The organism is Flavobacteriales bacterium (assembly GCA_021296215.1).
Taxonomy (GTDB): Bacteria; Bacteroidota; Bacteroidia; order Flavobacteriales; family ECT2AJA-044; genus ECT2AJA-044.
The window spans coordinates 1-20,229 of record JAGWBA010000004.1; the positions used below are offsets into that span (position 1 = coordinate 1).

A 20,229-nucleotide genomic window follows, 5' to 3' on the forward strand; every position below is an offset into this window, starting at 1 on the left:
ATCGCCGCCAAAGCAACACGCGCTTTGAAATCGGCACTGAATTTTCTGCGTTTTCCACTCATAACTTGGCCTAATGTAAGTACTTTTAAATTTAACCTAGCAAGTGGTTTAAATGTCGGGGAGTGTTACACATCGCTTACCAAACCCCACATCAGCTCGTACACCAGCCATTAAAGTCTCGAATATCAACAACTCTAATGACCTCTTTCTAATCCTCAATAAATATAAAAGCCCCACCGAAGTGAGGCTTTGTGCATCGGGCCGTAGGCCCATATAAATAATTATTTGCCGAAGCGTTCGATGAGCAATTCTGTCGTTGTGGATCCCGGGCGTTCGATGGGCATTCCCATTGCGCGGTCCCAAATGAGGTTCGTGAGAACTCCGAGAGAACGCGATACGCCGAAGAGCACGGTATAGAAATCGTACTGTGTGAGGCCGTAATGCATGAGCAATTGTCCGCTGTGTGCATCGACGTTCGGCCAAGGGTTTTTCACCTTTCCGAGTGAGCTCAAGATATCGGGGACCACTTGGTAGATGCGGTCGACCACGAGGAAGAGTTCGTCGTGTGGCATGTATTCCTGAGCGAATTCGCGCTGAGCGATGTATCGTGGGTCGGTTTTACGAAGTACTGCGTGTCCGAATCCTGGGATTACTTTTCCGTCGTTCAGGGTTTTCTTCACGTAGTTTTCGATCTGCTCCTTACTTGGGAGTCCGCCACCGAGTTCATCGCGCATAGCGAGGATCCAGCGGATCACCTCTTGATTTGCGAGTCCGTGAAGTGGTCCGGCCAATCCGTTCATTCCGGCCGCAAAGCTCAAGTAAGCATCGCTGAGAGCGCTTCCGACGAGGTGAGTGGTATGTGCTGATACGTTACCGCCTTCGTGATCGCTGTGGATGGTCATATAGAGGCGCATCAGCTCTTTGAACTCGTCGTTGTCGAATCCGAGCATGTGGGCGAAGTTACCGGCCCAATCAAGTTTTGAATCCGGCTCGATATGATCGCCATTGTGGTACATGCGGCGGTAGATGTACGCAGCCAATCGAGGCAAGCGCGCGATCAGGTTCATCGCATCTTCATAAGTTGGATCCCAATAGTCCTTTTTATTGATCCCGTTGCGGTAGGCCTTGGCGAATTCGCTTTCGGTTCGCAGCGCCATGATTCCAGCAACGAATTGAGTCATTGGATGCGTGTGCATAGGCAGGGCATCAATGATCTTGAATACGTGTGGAGGCACGATACTGCGACGCGCCCAGTTATTACTTACGCGACGAACGATATCGTCGTCGGGCAGCTCACCTGTAAGCATGAGGAAGAAAACTCCTTCTGGAAGAGGCTGGCGCCCTTCGGGCGGATATGTAGGGAGTTTTTCTTTTAGTTCAGGGATGCTATAGCCGCGGAAGCGAATTCCTTCTTCGGGGTCGAGTTTGGAGGTTTCGCAAATGAGGGCGGGCATACCGCGCATACCGCTGTATAGTTGAGACACCTTGATCTCGCCCAAAACTTCATCTCCGTGGTCTTTGAGGAAATCCCTCGCGGTGATGACGGCGGGCTCGATGATGCCCTCGAACTTTTCTTTTATTCTGTCCATAGGATATATGCTGATATTATTTGTACTTGAATTGATTTCCTGGGTAGATAGCCGTGTCGCCCAACATCTCTTCGATGCGGATTAACTGGTTGTACTTGGCCATACGATCAGAGCGCGATGCAGATCCCGTTTTGATTTGTCCCGTATTGAGAGCTACTGCAAGGTCAGCGATCGTGGTGTCCTCCGTTTCTCCCGAGCGGTGGCTCATCACTGAGGTATAACCATTTTTGTGTGCCAATTGTACTGCGTCGATGGTTTCTGTCAAACTACCTATTTGGTTTACTTTGATCAAGATGGAATTTCCAACATTGTTCTCGATTCCCCTACCGAGGCGATCGACATTGGTAACGAACAAATCGTCTCCAACCAATTGAACTCGATCACCGATAGCAGTGGTGAGCTTTTTCCATCCTTCCCAGTCATCTTCAAAAAGACCATCTTCGATTGATGCGATCGGGTATTTATCGGTCCATTCTTTCCAATAGCTAACCATTTCATCGGCCGTAAGTTTATCACCGGTTGATTGATGGAAATGGTAGACCTTTTCGTCCTCGAGATAGAACTCACTCGCTGCGGCATCCATTGCTATGTACATGTCTTCACCTGGACGGTATCCGGCGGTTTCAATAGCTTGAAGTACCGTTTCGATAGCCTCTTGGTTCGATTCTAGGTTTGGAGCAAAGCCACCTTCGTCACCCACGTTCGTACTCATTCCCTTGTCGTGAAGGACTTTCTTGAGGTTGTGGAAGACTTCTGTACCCATGCGCAGTCCTTCGGAAAACGAGCTGGCTCCAATGGGCATTACCATGAATTCCTGGAAGTCGATGCTATTGTCGGCATGCGACCCGCCGTTCAGGATGTTCATCATTGGAATGGGCAGCGTTCGTGCGCTGATTCCGCCTACGTAGTTGAATAGTGGAAGTCGGGCACTTTGAGCAGCTGCTTTAGCCGCTGCCAAGGAAACCGCCAAAATGGCGTTTGCTCCCGATTTGGCTTTATTGGGGGTTCCGTCCAGATCGATCATTGCCTGATCGAGTTCGGCTTGCTCGAAAACCGAAAAGCCTACGATCTCCGGAGCAATGCTTTCATTGATATTGAGAACGGCTTTTGAGACGCCTTTCCCCATGTACCTCGTTTTATCACCGTCACGCAATTCTACGGCCTCGTGTTTACCTGTGGACGCCCCTGAAGGAACGGCAGCCCTCCCGAACGAATCATCGTCGGTGAGTAAGTCTACTTCCACGGTCGGGTTACCTCGGCTATCGAGGATTTGGCGTGCATGAATAGCGGTGATCAATGACATTAGGCTGGTGTTTTTGCGTTTGTTAGCAATTCGAGGAAGTTGTCAAACAAATATCGTGAATCGTGCGGACCGGGCGAAGCTTCGGGGTGATATTGAACCGAAAAACAACGGTTATTTTTCATCCTGATTCCAGCCACGGTATCGTCATTCAGATGGATGTGAGTCATCTCCAATTCGGGATGATTTTCGACATCTTCTTTACGTACAACAAAACCGTGATTTTGAGAGGTGATCTCCCCTTTCACCGTGAGTAGGTTCTTTACTGGGTGATTTATTCCGCGGTGGCCATTGTGCATTTTGAACGTCTGAACTCCGTTGGCACGGCAAATGAGCTGGTGGCCGAGGCAAATCCCGAAGACTGGTCTGCCGTCGTTAAGAACGGATTTCACTTGTTCAACCACGCCGTTCATAGCAGATGGGTCTCCTGGACCGTTCGAGAGGAAGAATCCGTCCGGATTCCAGGAACTCATTTCGTCATAGGACGTTGAACTTGGAAACACCTTCATATACACCCCTCTCTCAGCGAGACAGCGCAAAATGTTTTTCTTGACTCCAACATCTAGGACGGCAACTTTGAAATCGGCATTTTCATCTCCAATGAAATACGGTTCATCAGTAGTCACTTTACTCGAAAGCTCTAATCCGTCCATTGAGGGTACATCCGATAATTGCGACCTCAGAACATCTAGGTCATCAGTTTCAGATGATATAATCGCATTCATGGCTCCTTTATCTCGGATATGGCGCACGAGAGCACGAGTATCTACGTCGCTGATCGCAACGATTCCATCTTTGGCAAGAAACTCCTCGAGGCTCAGGTCGGATGCCACACGACTTGGGGTGTATGAGAAGTTCTTAACAACTAGTCCCGCGATCTTTACTCCTTCAGATTCAATTTCATCTCTATTTGTACCGTAATTACCAATGTGGACATTTGTAGTAACAATCATTTGCCCATAGTAACTGGGATCAGTAAAAATCTCTTGGTATCCCGTCATTCCGGTATTGAAGCATATTTCACCAGTGGCTGTGCCTCTTTTACCGACCGCCTTACCGTAAAAAACCGTACCATCTTCGAGTAATAGGGTCGCCTTGTCTTTCAGTTTGTATTTCATAGGAGGGTTGGATAAAAAAAAAGGATAAAGCCAAAGCTCTATCCTTTTTCATTATGATTCAAGAAGATGATCACGATTATTCACCGGCTTTATCTTCCTTCTTTTCGTTTTCCTCGACTGATTCTTCGGCTTTCGTTTCAGTTTCAGCATCTGCTTCAGCTACTTCTTCAACTTCCGGAGTTACTTCTTCAGCCGCTTCAACTACCTCTGGAGCTTCAACCTTAGCTTCTGGAGCAGTAGCTTGGTTTTCGCTTGATGATTTCTTGGAACCACCTCGGCGAGAGCGCTTCTTTTTGGTCTCTTTCCCGTTGGTGTACAACTCGTTGTAGTCTACCAACTCAATCAAGCACATTTCGGCGTTATCTCCCAATCGATTACCCGTACGGATGATACGAGTGTATCCTCCTGGACGGTTAGCAACTTTCACAGCAACATCGCGGAATAGCTCAGTTACTGCTTCCTTGTTCTTCAATTGAGCGAAGACCACACGACGTGAATGCGTCGTGTCGGTTTTCGATTTAGTGATGATCGGCTCAATGTATTTCTTAAGCGCCTTGGCCTTGGCCACGGTCGTATAGATTCTTTTGTGCTCGATCAACGAAGATGCCATATTCACCAACATAGCTTTACGGTGTTCAGCCGTGCGGCTCAAGTGGTTGATCTTTTTTCCGTGTCTCATCCTTTCTTAATCTTTCAAGACCGACAAATCAGTCCTTGTTCAATTTGTATTTCGCAACGTCCATTCCGAACTCCAATCCTTTAGATTGAACAAGTTCGTCCAATTCGGTCAAGCTCTTTTTACCGAAGTTTCGGAATTTCATCAAATCACTTTTAGTGTAGGTAACCAACTCTCCAAGTGTTTCCACTTCAGCCGCCTTCAAACAATTCAGCGCACGAACTGAAAGGTCTAAGTCGACCAATTTCGTTTTCAGCAGCTGACGCATGTGCAACGACTCCTCGTCGTATTCTTCTGCACCGGTTGACTCTTCATCTTCGAAAGTGAATTTGTCATCAGAGAAGAGCATAAAGTGCTGGATCAAGATCTTGGCCGCGTCGGTCAAAGCCTCTTTAGGATGCAACGAGCCATCTGTTTCAATCTCGATAAGCAACTTTTCGAAGTCGGTCTTCTGCTCTACACGATAGTTCTCGATGCTGTAGCGCACATTCTTGATCGGAGTGTAGATGCTGTCCATGAAGATCGTTCCTAAAGCCGCATTAGACTTCTTATTCTCTTCAGCAGGAACATAACCACGTCCTTTTTCAATGGTCAATTTCATATCGAGTTTTACGCTCTTGTTCATAGTACAAAGAACCAAGTCGGTATTCAAAACTTGAAAACCAGAGGTGAATTTCTGCAGGTCTCCAGCCGTGAGCGACTCTTGTCCTGAGATGCTTACGTGAACGGTTTCGTTCTCAACGCCATCGATTTGCTTTTTCAAGCGAACTTGCTTCAAGTTCAGGATGATCTCCGTTACGTCATCTACAACACCTTTAATCGTGGAGAACTCATGGTCGACACCTTCGATGCGCACGCTCGTAAAGGCATATCCCTCAAGACTGCTGAGCAATACTCTTCTAAGAGCATTACCGATGGTCAAACCATATCCTGGTTCGAGCGGACGAAATTCAAACTGTCCCTCCAAATCAGTAGAGGTGTTCATGATTACTTTATCTGGCTTCTGAAAGTTGAGGATTGCCATATTCTTGAGCGGATTAAGTCTGTTATTACTTAGAGTACAATTCGACGATCAACTGTTCCTTGATGTTCTCCGGGATTTGTTGACGATCTGGAATAGCAAGGAATTTTCCTTCCATGGTCTCCCCATTCCATTCGATCCATTCGTACTGACCAGCTCTGTTGTCGCGCAAAGAGTCCTCGATAACAACTAGTCCTTTACTCTTTTCACGAACTCCTACTACATCACCTGCACTCAGGGTCATTGAAGGAATGCTAGCGACCTCACCATTCACGAGAATGTGACGGTGCGATACCAACTGGCGTGCTTGACGACGTGAGTTCGCAATACCCATGCGGAAAACCACATTGTCTAAGCGAGCCTCACAAAGTTGGAGCAATACTTCACCAGTTACACCCTTACTACTCGAGGCCTTCTTGAACATGTTCGAGAATTGACGCTCCAATAGACCGTAAGTGTACTTAGCTTTTTGCTTCTCCATTAACTGGATAGCATATTCGCTCTTCTTTCCACGGCGCTTGTTAACACCGTGCTGTCCAGGAGGATAGTTTCTTTTCTCAAAAGAACGATCCGGTCCGAAAATAGCTTCTCCGAAGCGACGAGCGATTTTAGTTTTTGGTCCTCTATATCTTGCCATTACTGATAACTTTCTACGATATGATTATACACGACGACGCTTAGGTGGACGGCAGCCATTGTGTGGCAAAGGCGTAACGTCGATGATCTCGGTAACGTCAATACCGGAATTGTGAAGGGCACGAATAGCGCTCTCTCGTCCATTACCAAGGCCCTTTACGTACACTTTCACCTTTTTCACCCCGGCCTCGCTTGCGCGACCTGCGCAATCTTCTGCAGCAACCTGAGCTGCATACGGAGTATTCTTCTTAGAGCCTCGGAAGCTCATTTTCCCAGCAGACGACCAAGAAATTACTTGGCCAGTCTTATTAGTCAAAGAAATGATGATGTTATTGAAAGAAGCGCTAATATGCGCTTCTCCGATCGCATCGACCTTTACTTTGCTCTTTCTTACTTTTTTAGTCGTCTTCGCCATTAGACCTTATGTTTATTTAGTTGCTTTTTTCTTGTTAGCAACTGTTTTCCGTTTTCCTTTACGTGTTCGGGAGTTGTTTTTGGTACGCTGACCACGCAATGGCAATCCGGCTCGGTGACGGATTCCACGGTTGCATCCGATATCCATAAGGCGCTTGATGTTCGTTTGAACTTCTGAACGAAGTTCTCCTTCTACCTTGTACTCCTCGGAGATGATGTTACGAATACGTGCCAACTCGTCATCAGACCAGTCTTCAACTTTGGTATTGACGTCTACATCTGCTTTCGTCAAAATCTCTTCAGATCGACTCATTCCGATACCGAAAATGTAGGTCAAACCAATTACTCCTCTCTTGTTTCTGGGCAAATCCACCCCTGCAATACGTGCCATAAGCTTGTCTTGTTACAAAATCAGATTAACCCTGACGTTGCTTAAATTTTGGATTTTTCTTGTTGATGACGTACAAACGACCCTTGCGACGGACGATCTTGCAGTCAGCACTTCTCTTTTTCAATGACGCTCTTACTTTCATGCCTTTGCGTTTTTTCTTTTAGTAGCGATACGTAATTCTGGCCTTAGACAAATCATACGGAGACATCTCGAGCTTTACCTTATCTCCCGGAAGCAATTTGATGTAGTGCATTCTCATCTTTCCTGAAATGTGAGCTGTTACTACATGCCCGTTTTCAAGCTCCACGCGAAACATCGCGTTGGATAATGCTTCTACAATTGTTCCGTCTTGTTCGATTGCCGCTTGTTTGGCCATAAATCAGCGTTCAAATTTATATTGATGCTCCTGTTGTTGTTCTTCCTTTCAATCTTCCCGTTTTCATCAAACCATCATAGTGACGGTTCAATAGATACGATTCAATTTGCTGAAGTGTATCGAGTACAACTCCTACCATGATCAGCAGGGATGTTCCTCCGTAGAATTGAGAAAACTGTTGATTAACTCCTGCCTTCATTGCGAATGCCGGTAAAATGGCGATCAACGCCAAGAAAATAGAACCGGGCAACGTAATTCTAGACATCACCGTATCCAAGAAATCAGCTGTAAGTTTTCCCGGTTTCACGCCTGGAATAAATCCACCATTTCTCTTCATATCATCTGCCATCTGGTTCGTATTAACGGTAATGGCAGTATAGAAATAAGTGAAGATGATGATCATCAAGGCAAAGATGAAGTTGTACCAAAAACCTTGAAAATTCGAGAACTCGTTAATGAACCAATTGCTCTCACCACCGGTAAAGCCTGCTAAGGTAATAGGCACGAACATGATGGCTTGGGCGAAAATGATCGGCATTACCCCTGCGGCATTCACCTTCAAGGGCAAATACTGACGAACTCCACCACCGTATTGCTTGTTACCTACAACTTGTTTCGCGTACTGAACCGGAACCCTGCGTACACCTTGCACCAGAGCTACAGAGAACAGGATCACGACCAATAAAATCACGATCTCGACAAGGAGAACGACCAATCCACCACCTGTACTTTCAAGGCGAGATACGAACTCTTGCACAAATGACTTTGGAAGGCTAGCAATGATACCGATCATAATGATCAAGGAGATTCCGTTTCCGATTCCTCGGTCGGTGATCTTCTCTCCCAACCACATTGTAAAGATTGTTCCGGACACGAGGAGTACCATACTGCTGAACCAGAAAGTTCCAGGTCCCAACAAAAATGCCGTTTCAGGCAACTGCGATTGAAGGTTTGCAATGTACCCTGGGGCCTGTGCAGCGGTAATAAGTATGGTCAAGTATCGAGTGATCTGATTGACCTTCCGACGACCGCTCTCTCCTTCCTTTTGCAACTTCTGTAGATAAGGAACAGCCAATCCCATCAACTGTATCACAATGGACGCAGAGATGTAGGGCATGATTCCCAACGCAAGGATCGAAGCCTGCGCGAATGCACCACCAGTAAACAGGTTCAAGAGACCCAAAAGTCCCGATGACGCTTGTTCTTGTAAGGCCTCTAATTGCGCTGGATCGATACCCGGAAGAACTACGTACGATCCTAAACGATACACGAGCAGAAAACCCAATGTAGTTAGGATACGATTCCGGAGTTCCTCGATCTTCCAGATATTGTTGATTGTTTCTATAAACTTCTTCATCCTATAGGTTTAGAGCAAGTTTACAGATCCACCCTTTTCCTCGATCGCACTTTTGGCTGAGGCAGAGACTTTGTGTACGGTAATGTCCAATTTGGCTTCCAACTCACCACGACCTAAGATCTTGATCTTGTCGTTCTTGCTGGCAAATCCATTAGCGATGAAGGTGTCGATATTAATTTCTCCCTTCACTTTTTTGTCGTCAACCAAACGCTGGAGGGTATCCAGGTTAATGGCTACATACTCAACGCGATTAGGATTCTTGAAACCGAATTTTGGAACACGACGTTGAAGTGGCATTTGACCTCCTTCAAAACCGATCTTCTTCGAGTATCCAGAGCGAGATTTCGCTCCTTTGTGCCCACGCCCGGAAGTTCCGCCTTTCTTGCTTCCCTCTCCGCGGCCTACTCGGTTTCCCTTTTTGTTTGATCCTTTCGCAGGTTGCAGATTACTTAAATCCATTTCTATCAATTATTCAGGCAGAGCCTAATTATTCAACAATTTCGATCAAGTGGCTCACCTTTGCGATCATTCCTCGAATTTGAGGAGTATCGTTGTGCTCAACGACTTGATTCATCTTTTTGAAGCCCAATGCGATCATTGTGTCCTTCTGACGCTTGGGACGGTTGATCACGCTTCGTACTTGTTTTACTTTAATTGTAGCCATTTCGAAGATGGTAATTATCCGTTAAATACTTTTTGAACAGAGATTCCACGTTGTGCTGCTACTGCACCTGCATCGCGCAAGTTCAAAAGTGCGTCCATGGTTGCCTTTACAGCGTTGTGTGGATTCGAAGATCCCTTCGACTTCGCCAATACATCATGAACTCCAACGGCCTCAAGAACAGCGCGCATTGCACCTCCAGCGATTACTCCAGTACCATGGGCAGCAGGGCGAATAAAAACGCGAGCGCCACCGAATTTCCCTTCCTGAGCGTGAGGAATGGTTCCTTTAACCAATGGAATGCGAACCAAGTTCTTCTTAGCATCCTCGATTCCTTTGGTGATCGCTTCTGATACTTCTTTCGATTTACCCAAACCGATTCCTACTACTCCGTTTTCATCACCAACTACCACGATGGCAGAGAATCCGAAGGTACGACCCCCTTTGGTCACTTTAGTTACCCGTTGAATCCCAACCAAACGGTCTTTTAGTTCGATTCCGGTTGGCTTAACTCGTTGGACGTTTTTGTACTCTGTTAACATATCTTCCTTAAAATTTTAGACCTCCTTCGCGGGCGCCTTCTGCCAATTCTTTAACACGACCATGATACAGGTAACCATTGCGATCGAAGCTGCACTCCGAAATTCCTTTCTCGGCTGCTTTAAGCGCTACGGACTTACCTACTTCACGAGCTACTTCTTTCTTGGTTCCTTCGGATTTGATCTCCTTTTCCAAAGATGAAGCACTTACGATGGTCTCGCCAGTTAGATCATTGATCAATTGGGCGTAGATCTCTTTGTTGGAACGGAAAACTGACAGTCTAGGACGTTCGTTGTTTCCAGTAACTTTTTTACGGACACGCATTTTAATGCGTTGTCTTCTTTCGGATTTTGTCAATGCCATAATTCTATCCTCCTATTAACCTGCAGCCTTACCTGCTTTACGACGAATATATTCTCCAGTGAAGCGCACTCCTTTTCCTTTGTACGGTTCTGGCTTGCGGAATGAACGAATCTTTGCGGCCACCATTCCCAATAACTGGTTGTCATGAGAACTTAAAAGAACCGTAGGGTTTTGTCCCTTTTCAGACTTCGTTTCAACTTTTACCTCGCCTGGTATCTCAAAAATAATATTGTGACTGTACCCCAAAGAGAGATCCAATTTTTGACCTTGATTACTGGCGCGGTATCCAACTCCAACGAGCTCCAGTGATTTAGTGAAACCATCGGTCACACCTTTTATCATGTTGCTGATCAAAGCGCGATTAGTACCGTGGAGTGCCTTAAGCTGCTTTGATTCATTCTCACGAACCAATTCCAAGGTACCTTCTTCAAGCGTTGCCGTAATTCCGGTAGAGAGTTCAAGGCTCATCTCACCTTTCGGGCCCTTCACACCAACCATTTGGCCATCAATCTTGACCTCAGCTCCTTGTGGAATCTCAATCGGGTTTTTACCAATACGTGACATCCTCTAAGTCTTTTCTTTTATTAATAAACGTAGCAGAGCACTTCTCCACCAACATTCTCTTGACGAGCCATTTTGTTCGTCATAACACCATTCGAAGTTGAGACGATAGCAATTCCCAAGCCATTCAATACGCGTGGCATTTTTTCAGCGTTGCTGTATTGACGAAGACCCGGACGGCTTACGCGCTCAAGTTTCTTGATAGCAGGCATCTTGGTTTTCGCATTGTATTTCAAAGCTATACGCAAAACACCTTGTTTGTTGTCTTCTTCTACTTTGTAGTCGCGGATATAACCTTGTTCTTTAAGAATCTTGGCGATTTCTACCTTGATCTTTGAAGATGGCACATCAACTACTTTGTGTCCAGCCAACATCGCATTTCGCATGCGAGTCAATAAATCTGCAATTGGATCTGTTGTCATTTTTCTAAAGCTCTTTTATTACCAGCTGGCTTTCTTTACTCCAGGAATTAACCCTTGATTCGCCATTTCGCGGAAAGTCACCCTTGAGATTCCGAATTGACGCATATATCCTTTAGGGCGCCATGTTAATTTGCAACGGTTATGAAGACGTACGGGAGATGCGTTCTTTGGCAATTTCTGAAGTGCTTCGTAGTCACCTGCAGCCTTCAAAGCTGCACGCTTTTCCGCGTATTTGTCTACCAGTGCTTGACGTTTGCGCTCACGCGCTTTCATTGATTCCTTGGCCATTGCTTACTTTTTAAAAGGAATTCCAAATTGTTTCAAAAGTGCCTTTGCCTCTGCATCTGTTTCGGCACTCGTTACAAATGTGATATCCATACCGCTGATACGGTTCACTTTATCAATATCGATCTCTGGGAAGATGATCTGCTCGGTGATTCCCAGGTTGTAATTTCCACGACCATCGAAACCCTCATCTACCCCACGGAAGTCACGAATACGTGGCAATGCCGCTACGATAAGGCGCTCCAAGAATTCGTACATTCTCTCTCCACGTAGAGTAACTCGTGCACCGATAGGCATGCCTTTTCTCAACTTGAAGTTACTGATGTCCTTCTTTGACTTAGTCGAAACGGCCTTCTGACCTGCGATCATGGTCATTTCTTCCAATGCCGATTCGATCACTCGCTTATCAGCCACAGCTTCACCAACTCCTTGGCTCAGAACGATCTTCTTCAGTTTAGGTACGCGCATTACATTCGTGTAACCAAACTCTTCGGTCAAAGCAGGAACGATACGCTCCTTGTACTCGGTAGTTAATCTCGGTTTGTAGTCACTCATTTCAATACCTCCCCGGATGTTTTAGAATACCTTTCAATTTTACCTTCATCATTCACGCGACGTCCGATTCGGGTTGGCTCTCCTGATTTAGGATCTAGAACCATCAAATTTGAAATGTGAATGGGTACCTCTTCTTCGGTGATACCACCTTGTGGATTCGCTGCACTCGGCTTAACGTGTTTTGTAACCACGTTCACACCTTCTACGATAGCTCGTGATTTAGCTGGGAATACCTCAAGTACTTTTCCCTGCTCGCCTTTGTACTCTCCAGCGATCACTTGTACACTATCTCCTTTTTTCAAATGAAGCTTGGTCATTTTTTCTCTTTTTATAGTACCTCTGGAGCGAGTGATACGATTTTCATGTATTGCTTGTCTCGCAACTCACGAGCTACTGGTCCAAATACACGAGTACCGCGCATTTCACCTGCTGGGTTCAAAAGAACACAAGCGTTATCGTCAAAACGGATATAAGATCCATCTGGTCGACGTACTTCTTTTTTAGTGCGAACCACTACAGCACGAGAAACCTGACCTTTTTTCACACTTCCTGAAGGAAGCGCATCCTTGATCGTAACGACGACATTGTCACCGACCGATGCATAACGACGCTTCGTACCCCCCAGAACGCGGATCACCAACACTTCCCGTGCTCCTGTGTTATCCGCAACTTTCAGACGTGACTCCTGCTGTAACATTACTTCGCTCTTTCAATAATTTCTAACAAGTGCCAATTCTTGTTCTTGCTCATTGGACGCGTTTCCATAATACGAACCGTATCGCCGATGTTGCAGTCGTTCTGCTCATCGTGAATCATGAACTTAGAAGTCTTCTTCACGAATTTTCCGTACATCGGGTGCCTTACTTTGCGCTCGATCATAACCACAGCCGATTTATCCATCTTATTGCTGGTTACGATACCGATACGCTCTTTCCTTAAATTTCTTGCTGTTGTTTCCATAAAGCCAAATTAATTGGAGGCTTGTTCTGCGTTTCTCTTGGTCAATTCAGTGTTCAAGCGAGCAATGGTCTTTCTCATTTGACGCAATTCCATAGGATTTTCCAATTGAGAAACTGCGTGACTCATCTTAAGCTCTGCCAAACGGTTATTCTCCTCGCCGATACGCTCGATCAATTCGGCTGTCGACATTTCAATGATTACTGATTGTTTCATCTCGGCAATATTATTGTCCAGTATAGTCTCGGCGTACAACAAACTTGGTCGTGATCGGCAGCTTCTGAGCGGCCAAACGGAGTGCCTCTTTCGCCACATCCATTGGAACTCCATCAAGCTCGAACAACATACGGCCCGGCTTTACAACCGCTGCCCAGTATTCTGGCGCTCCTTTACCCTTACCCATTCGAACCTCTGCTGGTTTCTTAGTGATCGGCTTATCGGGAAATACGCGAATCCAAAGCTGTCCTTCACGTTTCATGTAACGTGTAGCTGCAATACGAGCAGCCTCGATCTGACGAGATGTCATCCACGTTTGTTCGAGTGCTTTGATACCAAAAGCTCCGAAGGCCAACTGGTTTCCGCGTTGAGCGTTCCCCTTCATGCGACCCTTCTGTACGCGACGAAATTTGGTTCTTTTCGGCTGTAACATCTTAGTTGCCTTTTATCTTTTCTTCTTACTTCTTTCTTCTTCTTCCTCCAGCTGGACGTCGGCCACCGCCGCCACCTTGAGCTGCTGCTTTACCAGCTTTCTGTCCAAGGACATTCGACAAGTCACGCTTACCGAATACCTCGCCTTTCATGATCCAAACTTTCACACCCAAACGTCCGTAAGTCGTGTGTGCTTCGATCAATGCATAGTCAATATCCGCACGGAATGTGTGCAATGGAGTACGACCATCCTTGAACATCTCAGTACGAGCCATCTCGGAACCATTCAATCGACCACTGATCTGGATTTTGATACCTTCTGCTCCCATTCGCATGGCAGCTGCAATAGCCATTTTAGTTGCACGACGGTAAGAGATACGTCCTTCGATTTGGCGGGCGATACTAGACGCTACCAAATGCGCGTCCAATTCGGGGCGCTTGATCTCGAAGATGTTAATTTGGACTTCCTTTCCGGTAAGTTTCTTCAACTCCTCTTTCAACTTATCAACCTCTTGACCGCCTTTTCCGATAATGATTCCTGGACGAGCAGTTGTGATGGTCACTGTGACCAATTTCAACGTACGCTCGATGATGATTCGAGATACACTAGCTTTAGACAAGCGAGCATACAGGTAGTTGCGAACTTTCTTGTCCTCGGCGAGTTTATCGCCGTAATCCTCTCCGCCGTACCAATTCGACTCCCATCCGCGAATGATACCAAGTCTATTACCTATTGGATTCGTCTTCTGTCCCATCGTATCTTATTCTTCAGTGTTTTTGCGCGTATCCAAAACCATAGTAACGTGGTTAGAACGCTTACGAATTCTATGAGCTCGTCCTTGAGGAGCAGTTTGCAAACGCTTCAACATGCGGGCGCTATCTACATACACTTCCTTGATATACAAACCTGAGTCGACATCAAAGGCCGCATCGAACTTCTGTTCCCAATTCGCGATCGCACTCTGCAAAAGCTTCTCCATACGTTGAGCAGCCTCCTTATTGGAGTACTTCAACATAAACAACGCTTTATCTGCGTTCATTCCGCGAACCATATCAGCGACCAAGCGCATTTTGCGAGGCGAGGTCGGACAATTGCGTAGTTTTGCAAAGGCTACTTCTTTGTTTGCCTCTTTGCGCGCTTCCGCTACGTTGTGTTTTCTTGAACCCATTTCTAATTCTTTTCTCTAATTAGACAATTATCGTTTGCCCTTGTCTTTCTTGTTACCTGCGTGTCCACGGAATGTGCTCGTCAATGCGAACTCACCCAATTTGTGACCAACCATGTTCTCCGTAACATATACTGGAACGAATTGACGTCCGTTGTGCACTGCAATCGTCATTCCGACGAAATCAGGAGTGATCATTGACGCACGAGACCAGGTCTTAATCACACCCTTTTTACCACTTTCTGCTTGTGCCAATACCTTGCGCTCAAGTTTGAAGTGTACGTATGGGCCTTTTTTTAATGATCTTGCCATGACTTATTTCTTTCTACGTTCAATGATATAACGGTTGCTAGCTTTTTTCTTAGCACGGGTTTTGAATCCTTTAGCAGGAACACCGTTGCGCGAGCGTGGGTGACCTCCTGACTGACGGCCTTCGCCACCGCCCATTGGGTGATCGACCGGGTTCATAGCAACACCACGAGTACGTGGACGACGACCTAGCCAGCGCTTACGACCAGCCTTACCCAGACGCTCCAAAGCGTGATCACTGTTCGAAACGACTCCGATAGTCGCCAAACATGTAACGAGGATCATACGGGTTTCGCCAGAAGGCGTTTTCAATACCGCGTAACGCCCTTCACGAGCTGCCAACTGAGCATATGTACCGGCACTACGCGCCATCATACCTCCCTGACCAGGACGCAACTCTATGTTGTGGATAATGGTACCCAATGGAATTTCACTCAAGTACAATGCATTACCTGCATTAACAGGTGCTCCCTTACCAGAGATGACCTCTTGACCAACATTCAAACCGTTAGGAGCTAGGATGTAACGCTTTCCTCCGTCAGCGTACTTAATCAACGCGATACGCGCACTTCGGTTTGGATCATACTCAATAGAAGCGACGACTCCAGGAACGTCAAATTTATCGCGCTTGAAGTCGATAGCTCTGTACCGACGCTTGTGACCACCACCAACGTAGCGCATGGTCATTTTACCCGAATTGTTACGACCACCTGACTTAGACTTTCCCTTGGTCAGTCCTTTTTCAGGTTTATCCGTAGTTACGTTCTCGTAATTGTTCGCGAAACGAAAACGCTGCCCTGGAGTTGTCGGTCTTAATCTCTTTACAGCCATCTCAATTATATATTGCTATAGAAGTCGATCATTTCGCCTTCCGCGACGGACACGATCGCCTTCTTATATGAGTTAGTTTTACCCTCGATCATACCCCCTTTGGTATAACGAGACTTACTCTTTCCATTATAGTTCACCGTGCGCACCTCTGTAACTGACACGCCGTATTTGCTCTCAATAGCTTTCTTGATCTCGACCTTATTAGCACCTCGGGCAACCAAGAAACCGTATTGATTCAGGTCCTCTGCCAGCCCCGTCATTTTTTCCGTAATAATCGGTTTGACCAATACACTCATGATTTCTATTCGCTTAATAAGGTTTCAATCTTTTCAATTGACCCTTCAGTCAAAATCAACTTATTTGCCTCTAAAGTTTTGTAAGTATTTAATTCTGAGGCAGTTACGATTTCAACACCCTGTAAATTTCGGGAGGACAAATGTACGTTTTTATTTGGCTCAGCCAGCACAACTAGTGATTTTTTCGAATCACCACTAACTGCTGAAAGGACTACTGCGAAATCTTTGGTCTTTGGAGAGTCAAAATTGAGATTCTCCAAAACAACGATATTCGAGTCTTTAGCCTTATAGCTCAAAGCCGAGACACGAGCCAAACGCTTCACTTTCTTGTTCAGTTTGAACCCGTAGTTTCGTGGCTGCGGTCCAAAAATTCGACCACCACCGCGGAAGATCGGAGACTTTATACTACCTGCACGGGCAGTACCTGTTCCTTTTTGCTTCTTAATCTTACGGGTACTTCCGGCGATCTCAGCGCGCTCTTTGGCTTTGTGAGTACCCTGACGCTGATTGGCCAAATACTGCTTAACATCCAAATAGATCGCGTGGTCGTTCGGTTCTACTCCGAAGATGGAATCGTTCAGGGTGACTTTGCGCCCTGTGTCTTTTCCGTTTTTATCTAATACTGCTAAATTCATCACTTACGAATGATTAAGTAGGAGTTCTTTGGTCCGGCAACCGAACCTTTAACCACCAACAAATTCTTTTCAGGTACCACTCTTAAAACCTCGAGGTTCTCAATAGTTACCCGTTGGTTTCCTGTTTGACCCGCCATGCGCATTCCTTTGAATACACGTGCCGGATAAGAAGCTGCTCCGATCGAACCGGGAGCACGCTCGCGGTTATGTTGACCGTGAGTACGTTGACCAACTCCACCAAAACCGTGACGCTTTACTACCCCTTGGAAACCCTGACCTTTAGCGTTGCTCGTAACGTGCACGTACTCTCCTGGTTCAAACAAATCCACGGTAACAGTATCTCCCAAGGTCAAATCACGTCCGAAGTCCTTACGGAATTCTACGACTTTGCGCTTTGGAGTGGACTTAGCTTTCTTGAAGTGTCCGGTCAAAGCCTGACCAGTGCTCTTTTCACTGCGCTCGTCAAATCCGAGCTGAACGGTGCTGTAGCCTTCTTTTTCTATGGTCTTCACCTGAGTGACCACGCATGGCCCAGCCTCAATGACCGTACAAGCATGGTTCTTACCCTGCTCGTCAAAAATACTGGTCATTCCGACCTTTTTTCCGATAATTCCTGACATCTGGAATCCCTTTTAAATTATCACACTTTGATCTCCACCTCGACCCCACTCGGCAATTCGAGTTTCATCAAAGCGTCAATCGTTTTAGATGATGAACTATAGATGTCCAACAAGCGCTTGAAAGAACTCAATTGGAACTGCTCACGAGACTTCTTATTCACGTGAGGTGAACGAAGCACAGTGAAAATGCGCTTCTTGGTTGGCAGCGGGATGGGACCATTAACGATCGCACCCGTACTCTTCACCGTCTTTACGATCTTCTCGGCAGACATGTCTACCAAGTTGTGATCGTAGGATTTTAATTTGATTCTAATTTTCTGGCTCATCTTTCGACTATATTAAGCAGTCTGTGCTTTACCTTTAACTTTTGCGATCACTTCTTCGGCCACGTTGTTTGGTGCCGGAGCATAGTGACTAAACTCCATGGTTGAAGTTCCGCGACCCGAAGTGATAGTGCGCAAATCAGTTACGTAACCGAACATTTCAGACAATGGCACATCGGCTTTGATCACCTGTGCACCCGCACGTGAATCCATTCCGGCTACCTGACCACGACGGCGGTTCAAATCACCCACTACATCACCCATGTTCTCTTCAGGGGTAACGACTTCAACCTTCATGATAGGCTCGAGCAGTACAGGAGAAGCTTTTCTGGCAGCCTCGCGGAAGGCCATCTTTGCGGCCAACTCGAACGACAACTGATCCGAATCCACAGGGTGGAACGATCCATCCTTCAAGGTTACTTTCATTGAGTCGATCTCGTACCCCGCCAAAGGACCGTTCTTCATCGAATCTTGGAAACCTTTCTGAACAGATGGGATGAATTCTTTAGGAATATTACCTCCTTTGATCTCATCCACAAACTCCAGTCCTTGCTCTTTCTCGTCCTCAACCGGTCCGAGTGAGATCACGATATCCGCAAATTTACCACGACCACCAGTTTGTTTCTTGTAAACCTCGCGGTGATCCACGGTTGTGGTGATGGTTTCTTTGTACTGTACTTGAGGAGCACCTTGGTTCAATTCAATTTTGAACTCGCGACGCATACGGTCTATAATAATGTCCAAGTGCAACTCACCCATTCCACTGATCACGGTCTGACCCGAATCTTCGTCAGTTGCTACACGGAACGTTGGATCTTCTTCGGCCAATTTAGCCAAGGCCTGACCTATTTTATCTACGTCGGCTTGAGTCTTAGGCTCAACCGCCACTCCGATTACCGGCTCCGGGAAGGTCATTGACTCAAGTACGATAGGTTTTTTCTCGTCGCAAAGGGTATCTCCAGTACGGATATCTTTAAATCCTACACCGGCACCAATATCACCAGCTCCGATCAATTCGATTGGATTCTGCTTATTTGAGTGCATCTGGAACAAACGAGAGATACGCTCTTTCTTGTTCGTGCGTGTGTTGTACACGTAAGATCCCGCTGGAAGCTCACCTGAATACACGCGGAAGAAGCATAGGCGACCAACGAATGGGTCAGTCGCAATCTTAAATGCCAACGCTGAGAATGGATCCTCGGTCGTAGGACGACGCTTCTCCTCTTCATCAGTGTCAGGGTTAGTTCCTGTGATAGCCTCGATCTCAACCGGTGAAGGCAAGTAACGCATTACAGCATCCAATACGGTCTGAACTCCTTTATTTTTAAAGGCAGAACCACAAAGCATTGGAGTGATGGTCATGTCGATGGTCGCCTTGCGGATCGCTTCGATCATTTCCTCTTCGGTAATGCTCTCGGGATCGTCGAAGAACTTCTCCATCAACGCATCGTCGTATTCAGCTACCGCCTCTACGAGTTTCTCGCGCCACTCGGCTAAAGTTTCTTTCAAGTCTTCTGGAATGTCAACTACTTTGTAGGTGCTTCCGAAATTCTCGTCGTCCCAAATAACAGCTTCGTTGCTGATCAAATCAACAACACCCCGGAAGTCAGCTTCTGTACCGATCGGCACCTGAAGTGGAACCGGATTTCCGTGCAAGTGCTCATTTACTTGAGAAATAACGCTAAAGAAATCTGCACCCGAACGGTCCATCTTGTTAACGAATCCGATACGAGGCACTTTGTACTTATCAGCCTGACGCCATACGGTCTCAGACTGTGGCTCAACTCCACCTACTGCGCAGAACAATGCTACGGCACCATCCAATACACGCAGTGAACGCTCTACCTCCACGGTAAAGTCAACGTGTCCCGGGGTGTCGATGATGTTGATCTTGTATTGTTGTGTTTCAGGAACTGGTTGACCTTGCACAGTCGGGAAGTTCCAGAAACAAGTCGTAGCAGCTGAGGTAATGGTGATTCCACGCTCCTGCTCCTGCTCCATCCAGTCCATGGTCGCGGCTCCATCGTGTACCTCACCGATCTTGTGACTAACACCGGTGTAGAACAGAATACGCTCGGTAGTAGTAGTCTTACCGGCGTCGATGTGAGCCATAATCCCAATGTTACGAACGAAACGGAGGTCTTGTTTTTTTGCCATGACGAGTTAAAAGTGTCTGTGT

At 46.4% G+C, this 20,229-nt stretch carries 33 protein-coding genes; all 33 read right to left on the bottom strand.

All coding sequences use genetic code 11. The features are described 5' to 3' along the window. Positions 1 to 281 precede the first annotated feature (281 nt). On the bottom strand, positions 282 to 1,589 hold the full coding sequence (locus tag J4F31_01090) for a citrate (Si)-synthase, eukaryotic (protein ID MCE2495176.1): 1,308 nt from the start codon (positions 1,587 to 1,589) through the stop codon (positions 282 to 284). A gap of 16 nt (positions 1,590 to 1,605) precedes the next feature. After that, positions 1,606 to 2,892 carry a phosphopyruvate hydratase gene (gene eno / locus J4F31_01095; protein ID MCE2495177.1) on the bottom strand — a complete coding sequence of 429 codons (1,287 nt, stop codon included), beginning with the start codon at positions 2,890 to 2,892 and terminating at the stop codon, positions 1,606 to 1,608. Continuing rightward, positions 2,892 to 4,007, bottom strand: a complete 1,116-nt coding sequence (gene carA / locus J4F31_01100) for a glutamine-hydrolyzing carbamoyl-phosphate synthase small subunit (protein MCE2495178.1) — start codon at positions 4,005 to 4,007, stop codon at positions 2,892 to 2,894. Before carA ends, eno begins: the two co-directional genes overlap by 1 nt. A 76-nt stretch (positions 4,008 to 4,083) precedes the next feature. Then, positions 4,084 to 4,686: a 50S ribosomal protein L17 gene (gene rplQ / locus J4F31_01105; protein ID MCE2495179.1), complete on the bottom strand. Its 603-nt coding sequence runs from the start codon at positions 4,684 to 4,686 to the stop codon at positions 4,084 to 4,086. A gap of 28 nt (positions 4,687 to 4,714) precedes the next feature. After that, positions 4,715 to 5,707 carry a DNA-directed RNA polymerase subunit alpha gene (locus J4F31_01110; GenBank protein MCE2495180.1) on the bottom strand — a complete coding sequence of 331 codons (993 nt, stop codon included), beginning with the start codon at positions 5,705 to 5,707 and terminating at the stop codon, positions 4,715 to 4,717. 25 nt (positions 5,708 to 5,732) lie between these two features. After that, complete coding sequence (rpsD, locus tag J4F31_01115; GenBank protein MCE2495181.1) at positions 5,733 to 6,341, bottom strand: 30S ribosomal protein S4; 609 nt, start codon at positions 6,339 to 6,341, stop codon at positions 5,733 to 5,735. 24 nt (positions 6,342 to 6,365) lie between these two features. Then, on the bottom strand, positions 6,366 to 6,755 hold the full coding sequence (gene rpsK, locus J4F31_01120) for a 30S ribosomal protein S11 (protein MCE2495182.1): 390 nt from the start codon (positions 6,753 to 6,755) through the stop codon (positions 6,366 to 6,368). Between the two features lie 12 nt (positions 6,756 to 6,767). Continuing rightward, positions 6,768 to 7,145, bottom strand: coding sequence for a 30S ribosomal protein S13 (gene rpsM, locus J4F31_01125; GenBank protein MCE2495183.1), 378 nt, complete (start codon positions 7,143 to 7,145; stop codon positions 6,768 to 6,770). A 25-nt stretch (positions 7,146 to 7,170) separates the two neighbouring features. Beyond that, positions 7,171 to 7,287, bottom strand: a complete 117-nt coding sequence (gene ykgO / locus J4F31_01130; protein MCE2495184.1) for a type B 50S ribosomal protein L36 — start codon at positions 7,285 to 7,287, stop codon at positions 7,171 to 7,173. 18 nt (positions 7,288 to 7,305) lie between these two features. Further along, a complete protein-coding gene (gene infA / locus J4F31_01135) occupies positions 7,306 to 7,521 on the bottom strand; it encodes a translation initiation factor IF-1 (GenBank protein ID MCE2495185.1) in 216 nt (71 codons plus the stop codon). A gap of 16 nt (positions 7,522 to 7,537) precedes the next feature. Next, positions 7,538 to 8,878, bottom strand: a complete 1,341-nt coding sequence (gene secY, locus J4F31_01140; GenBank protein ID MCE2495186.1) for a preprotein translocase subunit SecY — start codon at positions 8,876 to 8,878, stop codon at positions 7,538 to 7,540. A gap of 9 nt (positions 8,879 to 8,887) precedes the next feature. Further along, entirely contained in the window at positions 8,888 to 9,337 is a 450-nt protein-coding gene (rplO, locus tag J4F31_01145; protein ID MCE2495187.1) for a 50S ribosomal protein L15, read from the bottom strand. Positions 9,338 to 9,365: 28 nt separating this feature from the next. Continuing rightward, a complete protein-coding gene (rpmD, locus tag J4F31_01150) occupies positions 9,366 to 9,542 on the bottom strand; it encodes a 50S ribosomal protein L30 (protein ID MCE2495188.1) in 177 nt (58 codons plus the stop codon). Between the two features lie 14 nt (positions 9,543 to 9,556). Next, positions 9,557 to 10,081 (bottom strand): 30S ribosomal protein S5, encoded by a 525-nt coding sequence (gene rpsE / locus J4F31_01155; GenBank protein ID MCE2495189.1) that lies wholly within the window; start codon positions 10,079 to 10,081, stop codon positions 9,557 to 9,559. Between the two features lie 7 nt (positions 10,082 to 10,088). Beyond that, positions 10,089 to 10,442, bottom strand: a complete 354-nt coding sequence (gene rplR, locus J4F31_01160; GenBank protein MCE2495190.1) for a 50S ribosomal protein L18 — start codon at positions 10,440 to 10,442, stop codon at positions 10,089 to 10,091. Positions 10,443 to 10,457: 15 nt separating this feature from the next. Further along, complete coding sequence (rplF, locus tag J4F31_01165) at positions 10,458 to 11,006, bottom strand: 50S ribosomal protein L6 (GenBank protein ID MCE2495191.1); 549 nt, start codon at positions 11,004 to 11,006, stop codon at positions 10,458 to 10,460. Positions 11,007 to 11,026: 20 nt separating this feature from the next. Then, positions 11,027 to 11,425: a 30S ribosomal protein S8 gene (gene rpsH / locus J4F31_01170; protein ID MCE2495192.1), complete on the bottom strand. Its 399-nt coding sequence runs from the start codon at positions 11,423 to 11,425 to the stop codon at positions 11,027 to 11,029. Between the two features lie 18 nt (positions 11,426 to 11,443). Then, positions 11,444 to 11,713 (bottom strand): 30S ribosomal protein S14, encoded by a 270-nt coding sequence (rpsN, locus tag J4F31_01175; GenBank protein ID MCE2495193.1) that lies wholly within the window; start codon positions 11,711 to 11,713, stop codon positions 11,444 to 11,446. 3 nt (positions 11,714 to 11,716) lie between these two features. Next, the gene (rplE, locus tag J4F31_01180; protein ID MCE2495194.1) at positions 11,717 to 12,265 is read right to left on the bottom strand and encodes a 50S ribosomal protein L5; all 549 of its coding nucleotides are present in this window, start codon (positions 12,263 to 12,265) and stop codon (positions 11,717 to 11,719) included. Next, positions 12,262 to 12,582, bottom strand: a complete 321-nt coding sequence (rplX, locus tag J4F31_01185) for a 50S ribosomal protein L24 (protein MCE2495195.1) — start codon at positions 12,580 to 12,582, stop codon at positions 12,262 to 12,264. Before rplX ends, rplE begins: the two co-directional genes overlap by 4 nt. An 11-nt stretch (positions 12,583 to 12,593) precedes the next feature. Further along, positions 12,594 to 12,962, bottom strand: a complete 369-nt coding sequence (gene rplN / locus J4F31_01190; GenBank protein MCE2495196.1) for a 50S ribosomal protein L14 — start codon at positions 12,960 to 12,962, stop codon at positions 12,594 to 12,596. Further along, the gene (gene rpsQ, locus J4F31_01195; protein ID MCE2495197.1) at positions 12,962 to 13,225 is read right to left on the bottom strand and encodes a 30S ribosomal protein S17; all 264 of its coding nucleotides are present in this window, start codon (positions 13,223 to 13,225) and stop codon (positions 12,962 to 12,964) included. The genes rplN and rpsQ overlap by 1 nt, the downstream gene beginning before the upstream one ends. 9 nt (positions 13,226 to 13,234) lie before the next feature. Continuing rightward, entirely contained in the window at positions 13,235 to 13,438 is a 204-nt protein-coding gene (gene rpmC, locus J4F31_01200) for a 50S ribosomal protein L29 (GenBank protein MCE2495198.1), read from the bottom strand. 10 nt (positions 13,439 to 13,448) lie between these two features. Beyond that, the gene (rplP, locus tag J4F31_01205) at positions 13,449 to 13,871 is read right to left on the bottom strand and encodes a 50S ribosomal protein L16 (GenBank protein ID MCE2495199.1); all 423 of its coding nucleotides are present in this window, start codon (positions 13,869 to 13,871) and stop codon (positions 13,449 to 13,451) included. Positions 13,872 to 13,896: 25 nt separating this feature from the next. Next, entirely contained in the window at positions 13,897 to 14,625 is a 729-nt protein-coding gene (rpsC, locus tag J4F31_01210; GenBank protein ID MCE2495200.1) for a 30S ribosomal protein S3, read from the bottom strand. 6 nt (positions 14,626 to 14,631) lie between these two features. Further along, positions 14,632 to 15,039 (bottom strand): 50S ribosomal protein L22, encoded by a 408-nt coding sequence (gene rplV, locus J4F31_01215; protein MCE2495201.1) that lies wholly within the window; start codon positions 15,037 to 15,039, stop codon positions 14,632 to 14,634. Between the two features lie 27 nt (positions 15,040 to 15,066). Then, on the bottom strand, positions 15,067 to 15,348 hold the full coding sequence (gene rpsS, locus J4F31_01220; protein ID MCE2495202.1) for a 30S ribosomal protein S19: 282 nt from the start codon (positions 15,346 to 15,348) through the stop codon (positions 15,067 to 15,069). 3 nt (positions 15,349 to 15,351) lie between these two features. Then, on the bottom strand, positions 15,352 to 16,176 hold the full coding sequence (gene rplB / locus J4F31_01225) for a 50S ribosomal protein L2 (GenBank protein ID MCE2495203.1): 825 nt from the start codon (positions 16,174 to 16,176) through the stop codon (positions 15,352 to 15,354). A gap of 5 nt (positions 16,177 to 16,181) precedes the next feature. Beyond that, on the bottom strand, positions 16,182 to 16,472 hold the full coding sequence (rplW, locus tag J4F31_01230) for a 50S ribosomal protein L23 (protein ID MCE2495204.1): 291 nt from the start codon (positions 16,470 to 16,472) through the stop codon (positions 16,182 to 16,184). A 5-nt stretch (positions 16,473 to 16,477) separates the two neighbouring features. Further along, positions 16,478 to 17,107 carry a 50S ribosomal protein L4 gene (rplD, locus tag J4F31_01235; GenBank protein ID MCE2495205.1) on the bottom strand — a complete coding sequence of 210 codons (630 nt, stop codon included), beginning with the start codon at positions 17,105 to 17,107 and terminating at the stop codon, positions 16,478 to 16,480. After that, on the bottom strand, positions 17,107 to 17,727 hold the full coding sequence (rplC, locus tag J4F31_01240) for a 50S ribosomal protein L3 (GenBank protein MCE2495206.1): 621 nt from the start codon (positions 17,725 to 17,727) through the stop codon (positions 17,107 to 17,109). The genes rplD and rplC overlap by 1 nt, the downstream gene beginning before the upstream one ends. A 20-nt stretch (positions 17,728 to 17,747) precedes the next feature. Beyond that, positions 17,748 to 18,053 carry a 30S ribosomal protein S10 gene (rpsJ, locus tag J4F31_01245; protein ID MCE2495207.1) on the bottom strand — a complete coding sequence of 102 codons (306 nt, stop codon included), beginning with the start codon at positions 18,051 to 18,053 and terminating at the stop codon, positions 17,748 to 17,750. A gap of 12 nt (positions 18,054 to 18,065) precedes the next feature. After that, entirely contained in the window at positions 18,066 to 20,207 is a 2,142-nt protein-coding gene (gene fusA, locus J4F31_01250; GenBank protein MCE2495208.1) for an elongation factor G, read from the bottom strand. Between the last annotated feature and the right edge of the window lie 22 nt (positions 20,208 to 20,229).